Origin of the sequence: Segatella copri (assembly GCF_002224675.1) — a bacterium.
Lineage (GTDB): Bacteria > Bacteroidota > Bacteroidia > Bacteroidales > Bacteroidaceae > Prevotella > Prevotella copri_U.
In genome coordinates this window covers 19,695-35,291 of record NZ_NMPZ01000005.1, presented here as the reverse complement: position 1 = coordinate 35,291, position 15,597 = coordinate 19,695, and the positions used below count along the sequence as shown (strand labels likewise).

Sequence of the window (15,597 nt, the reverse complement as noted above, 5' to 3'; positions counted from 1 at the left end):
TAGATGGTGTAAAAGAAAGGGTCTATATGCCACGATAACAGGTGGTATATAGACCCTTTCTTTTTATAATTATCTACCTCAAAGTAACAAAAAATATGAGATTACGGCAACTTCTAGGCGAGAAATGTTACCCCCGGAAAGCGAAAGTTAAAAGCGAAATAGGTCTTTCATTGTAACCTGACAATGAATATCGTCTGCATAACCTCCTGGAGTTAGACCGTAGGTGGTAATCATCGTTATGAGGATGGATTTGTTTGTTCCTGTTTCTTTTATGAAAACAGCTTTTCTGTTTCGAATCTTCATGTCCTCCTCTTCGCTTATGGTATATGGAGCATTGGTATATTTCATTTCGCAAAGGTTGATGGTTTGGTCATTTCTATCAATCAGGAGATCTATTTGTACCCCTTTTTCAGATAAATCCTTTGGCTTGTATACCCATGAGTGAGCAGTACTGATGACCGCTGCAAATCCTAATGCTGTTTTAATCTGCTTGATATGCTGTATGCAGACACGTTCAAATGCCCTGCCTGCCCAACCGTTGTGTATGGTTGTGTCCATGTTGGCAGTCCAGTAGTGTTCGTCTTGATTCGTATTTTTTTTGATGAAGTCAAAATAGAAAAGGGTGTAATTATCCATAAGCTGATAGATGGCGTTTTTGCTTTTCCCACCTATCGGCATGAATTTTCTGATGAAACCACATTGTTCTAGTTCTTGTAGAGCATTGGAGAATGTGGTGTTGTCGGAGAGCCCAGTTGCATCTAAGATGTCTTTTCTCAACATACCCATTTTTTTGCTAGCCAATGCTGTGATAATGGAAATATGGGTCGTTGGTCTTTTAAACAAGGATGCATAGAGCGCATTGAATTCCTGGGTAAGTTCCCCTCTCTCTGAAAAGAACATTCTATCGAAATTCTGTGCTACGCTTTGTCCCCTTTTCAGAAAGCTCCAGTAATAAGGAATACCACCAAGTGCCATATAGGCTTCTAGGATCTGGCGTTCTGTATATCCCAGTTTACGCTTTTCGCAGAATGCCTGGCATTCTCTCAAACTGAATGGTTCCAGAAATATCTGGTTTGTTAAGCGATTGTGCAAACCGCCATAATTCATAATGATGTTGTTGATGATCCAAGAGGTGGCACTGCCACAAATGATAAGGATAATGTCTTTTCTTGCAGTTGCCCAACTGTTCCAAAAATGGTCTAGCGAGCGTACAAAGTTTGATTTATGTGTATCCATCCACGGCATTTCATCGATGAAGATTATCTTCTTCTTCTGGGTATCTTTCGATTTTTCGATGAATCGTTCTAATAAGTGGAACGCCTCATTCCAATTAGAAGGAAGTTCTTTTACCTTTCTCATACCAGCAGAGTATAGTGATTCCGTAAATTCACTTAGCTGCTCTTTGAGTGAGGCTCCATATATACCTGTATGTTGAAAGGCAAAGCTATAGTTGAAAGTCTCTCTTATCAGGAAAGTCTTTCCTACGCGTCGTCTGCCATATATAGCTACAAATTGCGACTCTTCTTCTTCGAGTAGCCCTTTGAGAAACTCTATTTCTTTTTCCCGTCCTACTATCATATCTTTCTGTATATTAATTGTTTATTGTGCTGCAAAGATACAAATAAATAATTTATTAGTCGTGGAAATGTGAGAAAAATCGATAGATTTCCACGGTTAATAACAGTAATTAACAGTTTTGCGGTTGTCATATACGGAAAAAGCATCCATCGTGAAACTTTTTGTGTCGCTATTCTGTGCGAAATGGGGTAAAAACATCGTTTCGCGCAGAATAGTGATGGGAAATGAGTTATTAGTCGTGGAAATCTATTGATTTTTCACACATTTCCACGACTAATAACAGAAAACTTCACATGCCCTGAAAGGGCAGAAGCTCCTGGTGCTTGGGCTTTCAGGGCGTGCTGCTTGAGACGCTTCAGCCTGTTCTTGAACCATGCGAAAGATTTATCGTAATTAATAGCTTTGTGGAGGGGAGAAAGGATGAATTGCATTTGTTTTTCCAGCATTTTACCGATTTGTATCCCTTTTGTACCGAATATTAGACCCATAAGAGGGGTTTTTTCTTTAAATTTGCAGACAAAACAAACAATTAGCGTATTCACTAACTTAATAATAACATCAGCAAATGAATAAACTATTCACATTTATAGTGTTGTGGATGATGTCCTGTCTCCCAACCCTGGCACAGGCTCCGATGGACGGAGGTGTATGGAAAGACAATACCGGCAAGCATATCAATGCGCACGGTGGCAACATCTTCAACTACAAGGGTACCTACTACTGGTATGGCGAAAGCCGTTCGCAGGATGGCAAGCCTTACAGCTCTCTCGGCGTAAGCTGCTTTACTTCGAAGGATCTCAAGAAATGGACCAACCATGGATTGGTGCTCCCTGTATCTAGCGAACCGGGCAGCGACATCGAGGGTGGTTGCATCATCGAGCGCCCTAAGGTTCTCTACAATCAGAAGACCAGAAAGTTCGTCATGTGGTTCCATCTCGAATTGAAGGGTCAGGGATATGCTGCTGCCCGCTATGGTGTAGCAACCAGCGATACTCCTTTCGGACCATTCAAGTTCATCCGCTCTGGCAGAGTGAATCCAGGTCTTTATCCTATCGGGTTTGCGAAGCCGGATACCACCGACCTCAAGCATCAGCTTCTCTTCCCTGAACTGAAAGAATGGTGGACTCCAGCCTGGCGCACTCAGATAGAACGAGGTATGTTCTGGATGAGAGACTTCCAGGGTGGACAGATGTCGAGAGATATGACCATCTTCATCGACGATGATGGCAAGGCTTACCACATCTATTCTTCAGAGGAAAACCTGACTCTCCAGATAGCACAGTTGACAGATGACTACATGCAGCACAACGGTTGCTACGTACGAGTAGCTGCCGGCGGACAGAACGAGGCTCCAACCATCTTCAAGCAGGATGGCACCTACTGGATGATTACCAGCGGATGTACCGGTTGGGCTCCAAATGCAGCCCGCATGTTCAAGGCTAAGAATATCTTCGGTCCTTGGGAGCAGTTGCCTAATCCATGCCGTGGAGAGGGTGCCGACAAGACCTTCGGTGCACAGGGTACCTATATATATAAGGTGGAAACTGCAGCACAGAAGAAGATGTTCCATGGTGCCGACTATGTATTCATGGCAGATATGTGGAATCCGAAGCATTTGAGCGACAGTCGTCACCTCTGGATACCTATTTCCTGGGAAAATGGTGCTCCAGTGTTGAAAAAATGATAAAAAACACGGTCGCTCTGCTCGTTTCTAAATTATTTTAATTACATTTGCAGCATGAAATGATAATACTGCAATCATCGTTTAACAGAATTCAACAAACTCATAAAATTGCAACTATCTATGATTCATATATATAAGAATATCATGATCACCCTTCTTCTGGCTTTGATTCCGTTCATGGGAATCAGCGCAGCGAAGAAGAAGGCACAACAGCAGAGCGACCGCCAATATTGGTGCTCACTTGCCTATAAGATGGCTCAGCCCGTGCTGGAGAATATGGCAAAGGGCGAGCTGCAGAAGAATATGCAGACGGAGTTCAGTCCAAGCTTCGACAACCGCAACAGGAAGGTGCTCTATATGGAGTGCTTCGGCAGACTGATGGCTGGCGTGGCTCCCTGGCTGACTCTTCCTGATGATGCCACAGCCGAAGGCAAGCAGCGCAAGCAGCTGCGTGAGTGGGCTTTGGCTTCCTACAAGAATGCCGTAGATCCTCAGAGTCCTGACTATCTCTGCTGGGGCATCGGCGGTCAGAACCTGGTAGATGCTGCCTATATCGCCGAGAGTTTCCTCCGGGCTTACGATACACTCTGGATGCCTTTGGATGAGGTGACCAAGCAGCGATACCTAAAGGAGTTTGCCAAGCTCCGCCACATCGATCCTCCTTATACCAACTGGCTCCTCTTCTCTTCTACCATCGAGAGCTTCATGGCAAAGGCGGGTGGCGATTTCGATGAATATCGCGTGAATTCTGCCTGCCGCAAGGTGGAGGAGTGGTATGTAGGCGATGGCTGGTACGCCGATGGTCCTTCGTTCGCATTCGATTACTACAGCAGCTATGTGTTCCATCCTATGTATCTGGAAACACTCCAGGCAATGGTGGATGCCAAGGTGAATTCCCGCCTCGACTATCAGAAGTACTACGACCGGGAGTTGAAGCGCTGCCAGAAGTACAGCATCATCCTCGAGAGATTCATCTCTCCGGAAGGAACCTTCCCGGCTTTCGGCAGAAGCATTCCTTACCGTATGGCAACCATGCAGCCGCTTGCCTTGATGGCATGGTACCAGAAGTTGCCAAAGGATTTGAGCAACGGACAGGTGCGTGCAGCCCTGACCAAGGTGCTCCATCGCATGTTCGACCAGGAGAATAACTTCAATGAGAAGGGTTATCTCTCCATCGGTTTCTGCGGAAACAGCCAGAAGAACGTAGCCGACTGGTACACCAACAACGGTTCGCTCTATATGACCACCCTTGCCTTCATGCCTCTCGGCCTGCCTGCCGATCATCCGTTCTGGACAGATGCAGCACAGCCTTGGACCCAGGTGAAGGCATGGAACAATCAGCAGTTCCCTAAGGATCATCACTGGAACGACGAGATTGTCACCAAGGACAAGTGGTAATTTTCAGTTTAGAGTTTACTATTAAAAGTTTAGAGTTAAGAGTTAATATAATGCGCAAGATATTGATGATGTTGGTAGCTGCAGCCCTGGCTTTGCCTTTGAGCGCAGCGCAGCCAGCCAAGAAAACCGCCAAGGTCAAGAAACAGAACAAAAAGGAGGTGAAGGCTTCCAGAAAGTGGGACCACGAGCAGGTGGTAGCACTCATCAAGAAGGTAAACAATTACTGGCAGGCCAACAACAAGCCTGAGGTGCGTGCCTTCTGGGACAATGCCGCTTATCATACCGGCAACATGGAGGTATATAAGATGCTGAAGGACCAGAAGATGCTGGATTACACCATCCGTTGGGCTGAGCATAACGACTGGACCGGTGCTACAGAGGCTAATCCAGCCAAGTGGAAGTACAAGCCATACGGCGAGGGTAAGGATCACGTACTCTTCGGCGACTGGCAGATCTGCTTCCAGACCTACATCGACCTCTACAATATCGAGGCAGCCAAGGGCAATGCCGCAGCTTCAGAATTCATGGTGAAGCGTGCCAAGGAGGTGATGCACTACGAGGCTTACTCTGAGCCAACAGACTACTGGTGGTGGAGCGATGCCCTCTACATGGTGATGCCTGTGATGACCAAGATGTACAAGCTTACCAGCGATGTGAAGTATCTCGACAAGCTCTACGATAACCTCCTCACCACCGACGAGATTATGCTCGACAAGGAGACCAACCTCTACTTCCGCGATGGAAAGTACATCTATCCGAAGCACAAGAGTGCCAACGGAAAGAAAGACTTCTGGGCACGTGGCGATGGATGGGTTCTTGCCGGTCTGGCAAAGGTGCTCCAGGATATGCCAAAGGACTACAAGCACTATCAGTTCTTCGTAGATAAGTTCCAGAAACTGGCCAAGGCTGTGGCTGAAATCCAGCAGCCAGAGGGTTACTGGACCCGCTCGATGATGGATCCTGAGCATGCGCCGGGACCAGAGACCAGCGGTACTGCCTTCTTCACCTATGGAATGCTCTGGGGAGTAAACAATGGTTATCTCAACAAGAAAGAATATAAGAAGGTGATAGACAGAGCCTGGACTTACCTCACGGAAACAGCCGTTCAGGAAGACGGCAAGGTGGGCTATGTTCAGCCAATCGGCGAAAGAGCCATCCCGGGCCAGACCGTAGATGCCAATTCCCAGGCAAACTTCGGTGTGGGAGCGATGCTTCTTACCGCTTGTGAATATGATAAATATCTAAACACAAAACTATAATAGTAATGAATAAAAGACTGTTCGTAACATTGAGTATGGCAGGATTGGCAATGGTGGCCTTTGGTGCAAGAAAACCGAAGGCTGCCATTAAGTCGTCTGTAAAGACGGTAGCTATCCAGCAGCCTACTTTCACAGAGTGGCACGACCTCCAAGTGAATGAAATCAATCGTTTGCCTCTGCACACAATGCACTTCGCTTACGATCCTAACGACTTCCCTGGAACAGGTGCTGAGTATCTTGACAAGAAGAAGAGTATGAACTACCTGTCGCTCGAGGGCACATGGAAGTTCAACTGGGTAGCCAATGCTGATGAGCGCCCTACAGATTTCTACAAGACTGACCTTGATGACTCTAAATGGAACAACATCCAGATGCCAGGCAACTGGGAGATGTTGGGCTATGGTCAGCCAGAGTATGTAAATGTTGGCTTCGCTTGGCGTGGCCACTTCGACCAGCAGCCACCAGCTGTTCCTACCAAGGACAACCACGTAGGTTCCTATCGCCGTGAAATCAATATCCCATCCAACTGGGATGGCAAGCGCGTCATCGCTCACTTCGGTAGTGTAACCTCCAACATCTATCTCTATGTCAACGGAAAGTTTGCCGGTTATGCAGAGGATAGCAAGGTTGCCGCAGAGTTTGATATCACTCCTTTCCTGAAGAAGGGCAAGAACCTCATCGCCTTCCAGACATTCCGCTGGTGTGACGGTTCATGGTGTGAGGATCAGGACTTCTGGCGTCTGAGCGGTCCGGCACGTGAGAACTATCTCTATGCCCGCTCCAAGGATCATCGTCTGCTCGATGTCCGTGTAGAGACAGATTTGAAGAACAACTATAAGGATGGTTACCTCAACATCACAGCCAAGGTGCAGGGCAATACCCTGGCATACTTCGGTCTTTACGACCCGGATGGCAAGGAGGTAATCGTTACAGGTACCGATAATGTAAAGAATGGTGTGGCTAAGTATCAGCTCCGTGTGAAGAATGTTCGCAAGTGGAGTGCTGAGACTCCTAACCTCTATACCCTCGTTGTATCTCCTATCCAGAATGGCGGTATGTACTTGCCATACGAGATTGTACAGGTAAAGGTAGGCTTCCGCAAGGTGGAGATCAAGAACAAGCAGTTCCTGGTCAATGGCCAGCCTGTTCTCCTGAAGGGTGCCAACCGTCATGAGATTGATCCGGACGAGGGCTACAACTTGAGTGAGCAGCGCATGATTCAGGACATCATGATGATGAAGCGCATGAACATCAATGCCGTTCGTACCTGCCACTATCCAGACGATCCTCGCTGGTATGATCTCTGCGACAAGTACGGATTGTATGTAGTGGCAGAGGCTAACCAGGAGAGCCATGGTTTCCAGTATGGCGACGATGCGGCTGCCAAGAAGCCTGAGTTTGCCAAGCAGATCATGGAGCGCAACCAGCATAATGTGTCTATGTTCTACAACCATCCTTCCATCGTAACATGGAGCATGGGTAACGAGACCGTGATGGGCGACAACTTCCTGCAGGCTTACAAGTGGATCAAGAGCCAGGACAAGACCCGCCCTGTTCAGTACGAGCAGGCTCGCCGTGGCGAGGGTACAGATATCTTCTGCCCAATGTATTACCCTGTAGCTGCTTCCGAGAAGTATGCCAAGGATCCAAACAGTCCGATGCCTCTCATCCAGTGTGAGTACAACCACACCATGGGTAACTCTGGCGGTAACCTGAGCGATTACTGGAATCTGATCCGCAAGTATCCTATCCTCCAGGGTGGTTTCGACTGGGACTTCGTAGATCAGGCATTGCACCGCAATATCGTGAAGCCTATGAGCATCCTGCCTTACAAGATGAACAATGAGGAGCTTCGCAAGATAGAATATTGCTATGGTGGTGATTACAACAAGTATGATCCTAGCGACAATAACTTCAACTGTAATGGTATCATCGGTCCAGACCGTCAGATGAACCCTCATGCTTACGAGGTGGCTTATCAGTACCAGAACATCTGGGCCAAGATGGTGAATGCCGAGACTGGCGAGGTAAGCGTACATAATGAGAACTTCTTCCGCGACCTGAGCAACTATGCACTGGCATGGAGCCTGGAAGAGGATGGCGTAGAGACTCAGAATGGTACCATCGCTGACCTCGATGTTCCTGCACAGCAGACCAAGAACTTCACCATCCCTTACGACAAGAGCAAGATCAAGGGCAAGGAAGTATTCCTCAACATCGACTTCCGTCTGAAGGAGGCTGAACCATTGCTCACAGCCGGTCAGGTGATGGCTTATGCCCAGCTGCCGGTAGTTACCAAGCAGGCTTGCTCTGGCGACTGCAGCAAGATGCTGGCTCAGGGACATGGCAAGAAGAAGATGAAGCTTGCTGCCAAGAAGAATAATGTGGTAGCTGTTACCACTCCTAACCTCACCTTCAAGATCGACCGTTCTACCGGTCTTATCTCTGAGTATGCTTACAATGGCAAGTCATTGCTCGGCGAGGGTGGTACCCTGAAGCCAAACTTCTGGCGTGCTCCTACCGACAACGATATGGGTGCAGGCCTTCAGAAGAAGTTCAAGGCTTGGAAGAACCCTCAGATGAACCTGAAGAACATCGACGTGAAGAAGGATAAGAAGACCAATTCGGTAACAATCCTCACATCATTCGATATGCCGGAGGTTCAGGGTCAGATGGATATCACCTACGTAGTATTCGCCAATACAGGTGCCGTGAAGGTAACAGAAGACTTCAAGGCTACAGAGGGTGCTAAGGTAAGCGATATGTTCCGTTTCGGTATGTTGATGCAGATGCCATACACCATGGAGAAGAGCAACTACTACGGTCGTGGTCCTATCGAGAACTACTCAGACCGCAAGGACTGCATGCGCATCGGTGTTTACACAGATGATGCCGACAACCAGTACTTCCCATACATCCGTCCGCAGGAGAGTGGTACCAAGAGCGATATCCGCTGGTGGAAGCAGACCGATGCCACAGGCTTGGGCTTGCAGGTGAAGAGCTGCACTCCATTCTATGCCAGCGCTATCCACTTCGATACCGAGGAGCTCGACGATGGCGACGACAAGGAGCAGCGTCACAGCTTCGACCTGAAGAAGTCTAAGTTCACCAACCTCTTCCTCGATTCTGCCCACATGGGTGTAGGCGGCGAGAACTCTTGGGGTGCTTGGCCTTTGGAGAAGTATCGTGTACATTATGGCAACAAGACCTTCACATTTACCCTCATTCCACAGGGTAAATAGTAGAAAAACAGCGATTTGAGCGAAAATCCAATATATTTAGACAGAAAATCCACCTCATTTGGGGTGGATTTTTTGTATCTTTGCATCGGCATTCTGATACGTTATGCGTATTATCCATAGAAATATAAACAAACCTAAAAAAGACAATAACAAAGCAATATGAGAAAAGCTAAAATTTTCGCAGCAATGCTGATGGCGATGTCTTCGCTCGGAGCTTTCGCACAGCATCAGTTTATGGTTCAGGCCAACAAGCCTGGAGTAGAAATCCAGCCTACCATGTATGGTATCTTCTTCGAGGATATCAACTTCGGTGCCGATGGCGGTCTCTATGCAGAGATGGTGGAAAACCGCTCTTTCGAGTTCCCACAGCGCCTGATGGGATGGAATACATTCGGTAACGTAACCCTCAACGACGTGAAGCCAGCCTTCGACCGCAACCCTCATTATGTAACTCTCGAGAGTGCCGGTGCGCGTGAGAAGCAGACCGGTCTGGAGAACCGCGGTTTCTTCGGTATGGGCTTGAAGAAGGATATGAAGTACGATTTCACCGTTTATGGCCGTCTTCATCTCATCGATGGCAAGCAGGGCAAGATCCGTGTGGAGCTGGTCAATTCCAAGAACGATGTCATTGCCAAGCAGGTCATCAACATCACCAACAACAAGTGGCAGAAGCTTACAGCTACCCTGACATCTCCTCAGACCGATGCCAAGGGATTGATGCGTGTATATCTGGAGAAAGGTTCTGAGAGCGTAGATCTCGACCACATCTCTCTCTTCCCAGAAGATAACTGGAATGGTCTCCGTGCCGATCTCGTACAGGATTTGGCTGACTTGAAGCCAGGCATCTTCCGTTTCCCTGGTGGATGTATCGTAGAGGGAACCGACCTCGATACCCGTTATGAGTGGAAGAACTCCGTGGGTGCTCCCGAGAACCGTCCTCTGAACGAGAACCGCTGGAGAGATACCTTCCCACATCGCCTTTTCCCTAACTACTATCAGTCTTTGGGCTTGGGCTTCTACGAGTACTTCCTTCTTTCTGAGAAGATTGGTGCAGAGCCATTGCCAATTCTCTCTGTAGGTCTGGCTTGCCAGTATCAGAACGATGATAAGGATCCTAATGCGCATGTAGCAGTCAAGGATCTCCAGAGCTATATCGACGATGCACTCGACCTCATCGAGTTCGCCAATGGTCCTGTTACTTCCAAGTGGGGTAAGCTCCGTGCCGATATGGGTCATCCGGCACCATTCAATCTGAAGCAGATTGGTATCGGTAACGAGCAGTGGGGACCTATGTACCCTGAGCGTCTGCAGAAGTTTATGGAGCAGATCCATGCCAAGTATCCTAAGATCAAGATCTGCGGTTCATCTGGTCCATTTGCTGATGGCAAGGATTTCGACTACGGTTGGGAGCAGATGCGCAAGTTGGGCGTAGATATGGTAGATGAGCATTACTACAAGAGCCCTGAGTGGTTCCGCAGCAATGCCAGCCGTTACGACAAGTACGACCGCAAGGGTCCTAAGGTATTTGCCGGTGAGTATGCAGCTCATGCCGAGCACGATCCTAACTCTTGGGAGGCTGCGCTTTCCGAGGCTGCCTTCATGACCGGCTTGGAGCGCAATGCCGATGTGGTTTATCAGGCTACCTATGCTCCTCTCTTCGCTCATGTAGAGGGATGGCAGTGGCGTCCAGACCTCATCTGGTTTGATAATCTCAGCTCTGTGCGTTCTGCCAACTACTATGTTCAGCAGCTCTACGGCGAGAACAAGGGTACCAACGTATTGAAGCTTACCGAGAACGGCAAGGCTGTAGCTGGCGAGAATGGTCTCTATGCCACAGCTTGTTTCGACAAGGCTACCAAGAGCTACATCGTGAAGATTGCCAATACCTCTAACGAGGCAAAGGAAATCAACGTTACCTTCAATGGCATCAAGAAGTTGAACCCTGGCAAGATGACTGTTCTTCATGCTGATGATATTCAGGCAGAGAACAAGATCGACAATAAAAATGTGGTTGTTCCTGTAGTATCAGATGCACAGGTTCAGGGCAATGTGTTGAACGTGAAGATGAAGCCAAACAGCTTTGTAGTATATAGATTCTAAGATAATCTATTGTATATGGATTTAAAGTTTTAGTTTTAAAGTTTATGTAGTGTATAACCATTTAAGGTAGAAAAATGGCGAATCCCTTGCAGCAGTAATGTTGCAAGGGATTTTTTGGGGAGCACCAGCATAATCCTGTGTCTATAGAAAGCTACTTTCAAATACCTGTATGGTAGAAGTTTTTCTTGAAAAGTTTTGGAGATTAGGAGATAAAGTATTATCTTTGCCCTCAGATAGTGTGTCCTGAGACAGAAGGTGAAGGGATTTGTACCCTATCCACGTCTAGGTTAATAAAGAATATAAACTAATAAACAAAAGAGTTAAGTACGAAGAGCCGTGTGATGGGAGACTGTCAAGCACGGTTCCGAGAGAAGGGAGGGTGAAATTCCCTCTACTTACTCGACATAAAATGGCAGCAATATGAAATATCCTATAGGAATACAGGACTTCGAACAAATCATAGAAGATGATTATGTTTATCTCGATAAGACGGCATTGGTCTATGACTTAGTGACTAAAGGTAAAATATACTTTCTGAGTCGTCCACGACGATTTGGAAAGTCATTGCTCGTTTCTACCTTGAAGTGTTATTTTGAAGGCAAGAAGGAGTTGTTCAAGGGGCTTGCCATCGACAAGCAGGAGAAGGAGTGGAAGCAATATCCAGTGTTCCACCTCGACTTTAATGGTAATAACTTTACTAATCCTGGTGTGTTGGAACAAACACTGATGTCTTTTGTGGAAAGACAAGAAGCAATTTATGGAAAGGATGAGTATAGTGTAACTTTGGGGGATAGATTTGTAAGTGTATTGAAGGAGGCTCATCGGAAGACTGGTCTCCGTGCTGTTGTGCTGATAGATGAATACGACAAGCCATTGCTGGATGTGCTTGATACGAATATTAAGACAACGATTGATGGTCAGGAGCGATTGCTCGAGGACTGGCATCGTGAAATCTTGAAAGGTTTCTATAGTGTCTTTAAGGCTGCCGATGCTTATTTACAGTTTGTCTTGCTCACTGGTGTCACCAAGTTTTCGCAGGTGAGCGTGTTTAGTGGTTTCAACCAGCCTAACGACATCAGTATGGATGAGCATTATGAGGCACTTTGTGGCATTACGGAAGAGGAGTTGTATTCTACTTTCGAGGAACAGATTAAAGCAATGGCTGTGAGATATAAGACCACAGAGGAAGGAATGAAGCACAAGCTGAAGAGGAAGTTTGATGGTTACCACTTCAGTCCCAATATGCTTGATATCTACAATCCTTTCAGCATCTTGAATGCCTTTGGCAAGAATAGGCTGGATGATTATTGGTTCCGCACAGGTTCGCCAACTTATCTGGTTCGTTTGTTGACGCATTTCGACGAAAATATCAACGAAATCGTCAATAAGTATTATCCTGTAAGCAGCTTTATTGACTATAAGGCAGACAAAGAGGCACCTCTGCCAATGATTTATCAGAGCGGTTATCTTACCATCAAGGATTGGGAAATGGATACTAATTCCTATCTTCTGGATTTTCCGAATGATGAAGTGAGGAGCGGTTTTCAGACGTTGGTCAAAGCAGCAAAGCGAAGGTAGGGTAGATTGCGTGGTAGAGACACAGAATTATATCTACATCTTCGAGTTCAAGCGTGATGGTTCGGCAGCGGAAGTCCTGAAGCAGATAGAGAAAATGGGCTACGCCAGGGAATATGCTGCAGATGGAAGAAAGATTTATTCAAAATACAAAAAAATATGAGAAAATTATTTTTGTTATGCTTGATAATGCTTATATCCGTCACTACTATGGCGGAAAGCTATTCTGGTAAAATAATTTCTGGCAATAAACTGCAAGGACTGGCTGATGCAACAATTCAGCTTTTCAATAACAATGTGTTTGTTGGTGGATGCAAATCTAAAACTGATGGCTCCTTTAGTGTGAATACTTCCCAAAAGGCAACAAGAATTTCTGTCAGCTATGTGGGACTTGAGTCTTATACCAGAAAGGATAGTCTCGGACTTCCTGAGAACTTGGGTGTAATTGCATTGTCTACTCATAATGTTGGCTTAAAGGAAGTTACTGTCACGGGAACTTTAAAGCAAGAGACCTATAACAAGGACATTTACCTTATCACCGACTCTATGCGCAAAGGTACGGCAAGCAGTGGACAGCTGTTGGAGAAAATACCAGGCTTTTTGCGTGATTGGGAAAATGACAAGTTGCGTGTGAATGGAGAAGAGGATATTGTACTTTTGGTAAATGATGTGGAAAAATCATCAGATTATGCTATGCGCATAAATCCTAAGCGCATCAAAAAAGTGGAAATTACCTACAATCCAACAGGAAAGTATGAGGGAAGGAGAATGTTGCTGAACCTATCTTTGTTCGATGATTATATTGGCTGGGACTTTGTGCCTTATACGAATTTGCAATATGGCAAAAACAATATGAATCAGGAAACCGTAGGTGAATCTTATACATATAGTGTGAATAAATTGTTATTTAATATAACTTCGGCTTTTTCGAATGTTGTCAATAAGGAAAGTGATTCCTTCACTCGTATGTATGCGGATAATTATGAGAGAAGTTCTCAAGAATTCGATTCTGGTAATCCAAATAAAATCGGCAAAAAACTGGGGTATGACATATCTCTTGGTGCTGAATATCAATTGGCTAAGGGGCATAGTCTTTCTTTTCAGACCAAAGGAACTTTTAATCAGTCCTTGGATTCTACCATGTACTTTATTACGGAGAAGGATAATGGGAATGTGGCCCAATATGAGCAATGGAATAGAGACAAATATTATTCCAACGACTATAATGTTGGATTGTTCTACCGTGGAAGTTTTGGAAAATTATATGTCAGCAGTGATTTGACTTACGACTATTATAATGTTAGGGAGAAAAGAACTTATTGGAGTAATTCCAACTTGAGTGAAACCCCAACGTTGGGTAATAAAAATTATGTGTTTTATGATCTGAGTATAAGTAGGCCATTATCCAAACACTTCGATTTTTATGCAGACTATAACTTAGCGTGGAGAAAATATAATGATACGGATAGAAATACAGACGAATTAAAATATTGGTCTAAGAATATTCGCCATTTTATGTTAGCGATGCTTACTTGGCATCCAGTGGGTAGCTTTTATGTTAGCGGTGGTGCTCTTTGGCTTGGTAATTCTGATGATAATAACGTCGGACATATAGCTAACTATTCCTGGAGTCCTATGGGACGTTTGTTCTACAAGCCTTGGCGTATCGTAACTATCAGGAGCAATTTCCACATTTCAGCAATGTATCCTAATTTGGATCAATTAACTGCTACGGAATACCAAATAGATTCAAAGATGATTCATGGTGGAAATCCACTGTTGAAATCTTCAAGATTGATTTACTTGGATGCGACCATGAGTATAGATAAACTGTTTAACATAATATTTGTAAACTTTTATAATAAAGACATGAATGAGTCGCTTTATTATTCATTGTTACCAACAGGTATGGTGAAAGAAAGTTATAAAAATGCAGATTGGCATCGAATGATGTTCATATTGTCAGGGGATTACAAACTTTTCAAAGATTGTAATCTTGGTGTAAACCTTTCTTATTTCCATGATGTTGCATCTGTAGAGGAAGGTATCAAGAGAAAAGGTGATATTTGGAAGATGTATATGCAAGCCAGGTATAAAATTAGCCCTTTGAAATTGAATGTGCAAGCATCTTACGATTTGAATTATGCTACAACTCCTACTTTGCAAGGTAAATATACGAAGCATCTAGGATATGCTAAAATAGTATTGAATAGATTGTTTTCAAATGGTAAACTTGAGGGGACTTTGACCGCTACGATGCCTGCCAATATTGGAAAGCGGAAGTTTGGATATGAATATCATTTGCCCTATTTTACAACTGTGACAAATTCTTCTAGAAATAGTACTTACGGTCCATACGTAGTATTGGGAGTTAAAATGTTCTTGCATGGCGGTAAGCAAGTGAGAATGAGACAAAATTCTTTCAATGTTGATGCAGAAAAATAATAAGGTAATGGATATTGATGCAAAATTAAAGGCAGTAGCCCTCAGCGATAATAAGTTGGGGCTACTGCAAGGCAAGTTGGGAGCGAGCATTTACTTCTTTGTGATGAGTAATCATAATGATAAAACTCTTCTCTTCTGAGTCTATGTTTCTATGTATATATTCTGTCATAATCGTAACTATTTGAATAACAGGCGCAAATATAGCGAAAATACTCAAATCCGAGAAATAAATCGCGTTAAAATACTCAAATCCGAGAAATAATCGGCGATAAAATACTCAAATCCGAGAAATAATATGCGTGAATGAATCTTTTTT

The 15,597-nt window shown here is 45.1% G+C and carries 9 protein-coding genes and 1 pseudogene; 8 read left to right on the top strand and 2 right to left on the bottom strand.

All coding sequences use genetic code 11. The features are described from left to right. Nucleotides 1–147: 147 nt before the first annotated feature. Nucleotides 148–1,578, bottom strand: a complete 1,431-nt coding sequence (locus tag CFT61_RS04330) for an AAA family ATPase (protein WP_089543245.1) — start codon at nucleotides 1,576–1,578, stop codon at nucleotides 148–150. Nucleotides 1,579–1,835: 257 nt separating this feature from the next. Further along, complete coding sequence (locus tag CFT61_RS04325) at nucleotides 1,836–2,066, bottom strand: hypothetical protein (RefSeq protein WP_089543244.1); 231 nt, start codon at nucleotides 2,064–2,066, stop codon at nucleotides 1,836–1,838. Between the two features lie 77 nt (nucleotides 2,067–2,143). Here CFT61_RS04325 and CFT61_RS04320 point away from each other — a divergent pair, with 77 nt between their 5' ends. From CFT61_RS04320 to CFT61_RS17185, 8 genes and pseudogenes are all read left to right on the top strand, one after another. Further along, nucleotides 2,144–3,262 carry a glycoside hydrolase family 43 protein gene (locus tag CFT61_RS04320; protein ID WP_089543243.1) on the top strand — a complete coding sequence of 373 codons (1,119 nt, stop codon included), beginning with the start codon at nucleotides 2,144–2,146 and terminating at the stop codon, nucleotides 3,260–3,262. 120 nt (nucleotides 3,263–3,382) lie between these two features. Beyond that, nucleotides 3,383–4,660 (top strand): DUF2264 domain-containing protein, encoded by a 1,278-nt coding sequence (locus CFT61_RS04315; protein WP_176425497.1) that lies wholly within the window; start codon nucleotides 3,383–3,385, stop codon nucleotides 4,658–4,660. A 50-nt stretch (nucleotides 4,661–4,710) separates the two neighbouring features. Next, complete coding sequence (locus tag CFT61_RS04310) at nucleotides 4,711–5,919, top strand: glycoside hydrolase family 88/105 protein (protein WP_254918850.1); 1,209 nt, start codon at nucleotides 4,711–4,713, stop codon at nucleotides 5,917–5,919. A 5-nt stretch (nucleotides 5,920–5,924) separates the two neighbouring features. Next, the gene (locus CFT61_RS04305) at nucleotides 5,925–9,161 is read left to right on the top strand and encodes a glycoside hydrolase family 2 TIM barrel-domain containing protein (RefSeq protein WP_089543242.1); all 3,237 of its coding nucleotides are present in this window, start codon (nucleotides 5,925–5,927) and stop codon (nucleotides 9,159–9,161) included. Nucleotides 9,162–9,320: 159 nt separating this feature from the next. After that, the gene (locus tag CFT61_RS04300) at nucleotides 9,321–11,261 is read left to right on the top strand and encodes an alpha-L-arabinofuranosidase C-terminal domain-containing protein (protein WP_089543241.1); all 1,941 of its coding nucleotides are present in this window, start codon (nucleotides 9,321–9,323) and stop codon (nucleotides 11,259–11,261) included. 420 nt (nucleotides 11,262–11,681) lie between these two features. After that, nucleotides 11,682–12,999, top strand: a pseudogene (locus tag CFT61_RS04295) (AAA family ATPase). Next, nucleotides 12,996–15,281: an outer membrane beta-barrel protein gene (locus tag CFT61_RS04290; protein WP_089543240.1), complete on the top strand. Its 2,286-nt coding sequence runs from the start codon at nucleotides 12,996–12,998 to the stop codon at nucleotides 15,279–15,281. The pseudogene CFT61_RS04295 and the gene CFT61_RS04290 overlap by 4 nt, the downstream one beginning before the upstream one ends. Before the next feature lie 7 nt (nucleotides 15,282–15,288). Further along, a complete protein-coding gene (locus CFT61_RS17185) occupies nucleotides 15,289–15,420 on the top strand; it encodes a hypothetical protein (RefSeq protein WP_254918849.1) in 132 nt (43 codons plus the stop codon). The last annotated feature ends 177 nt before the right edge of the window (nucleotides 15,421–15,597 follow it).

What these genes read in the sequence shown, in the direction of transcription:
- CFT61_RS04330 (WP_089543245.1), bottom strand. Translation starts at nt 1,578, where the DNA reads ATGATAGTAGGACGGGAAAAAGAAATAGAGTTTCTCAAAGGGCTACTC.
- CFT61_RS04325 (WP_089543244.1), bottom strand. Translation starts at nt 2,066, where the DNA reads ATGGGTCTAATATTCGGTACAAAAGGGATACAAATCGGTAAAATGCTG.
- CFT61_RS04320 (WP_089543243.1), top strand. Translation starts at nt 2,144, where the DNA reads ATGAATAAACTATTCACATTTATAGTGTTGTGGATGATGTCCTGTCTC.
- CFT61_RS04315 (WP_176425497.1), top strand. Translation starts at nt 3,383, where the DNA reads ATGATTCATATATATAAGAATATCATGATCACCCTTCTTCTGGCTTTG.
- CFT61_RS04310 (WP_254918850.1), top strand. Translation starts at nt 4,711, where the DNA reads ATGCGCAAGATATTGATGATGTTGGTAGCTGCAGCCCTGGCTTTGCCT.
- CFT61_RS04305 (WP_089543242.1), top strand. Translation starts at nt 5,925, where the DNA reads ATGAATAAAAGACTGTTCGTAACATTGAGTATGGCAGGATTGGCAATG.
- CFT61_RS04300 (WP_089543241.1), top strand. Translation starts at nt 9,321, where the DNA reads ATGAGAAAAGCTAAAATTTTCGCAGCAATGCTGATGGCGATGTCTTCG.
- CFT61_RS04290 (WP_089543240.1), top strand. Translation starts at nt 12,996, where the DNA reads ATGAGAAAATTATTTTTGTTATGCTTGATAATGCTTATATCCGTCACT.
- CFT61_RS17185 (WP_254918849.1), top strand. Translation starts at nt 15,289, where the DNA reads ATGGATATTGATGCAAAATTAAAGGCAGTAGCCCTCAGCGATAATAAG.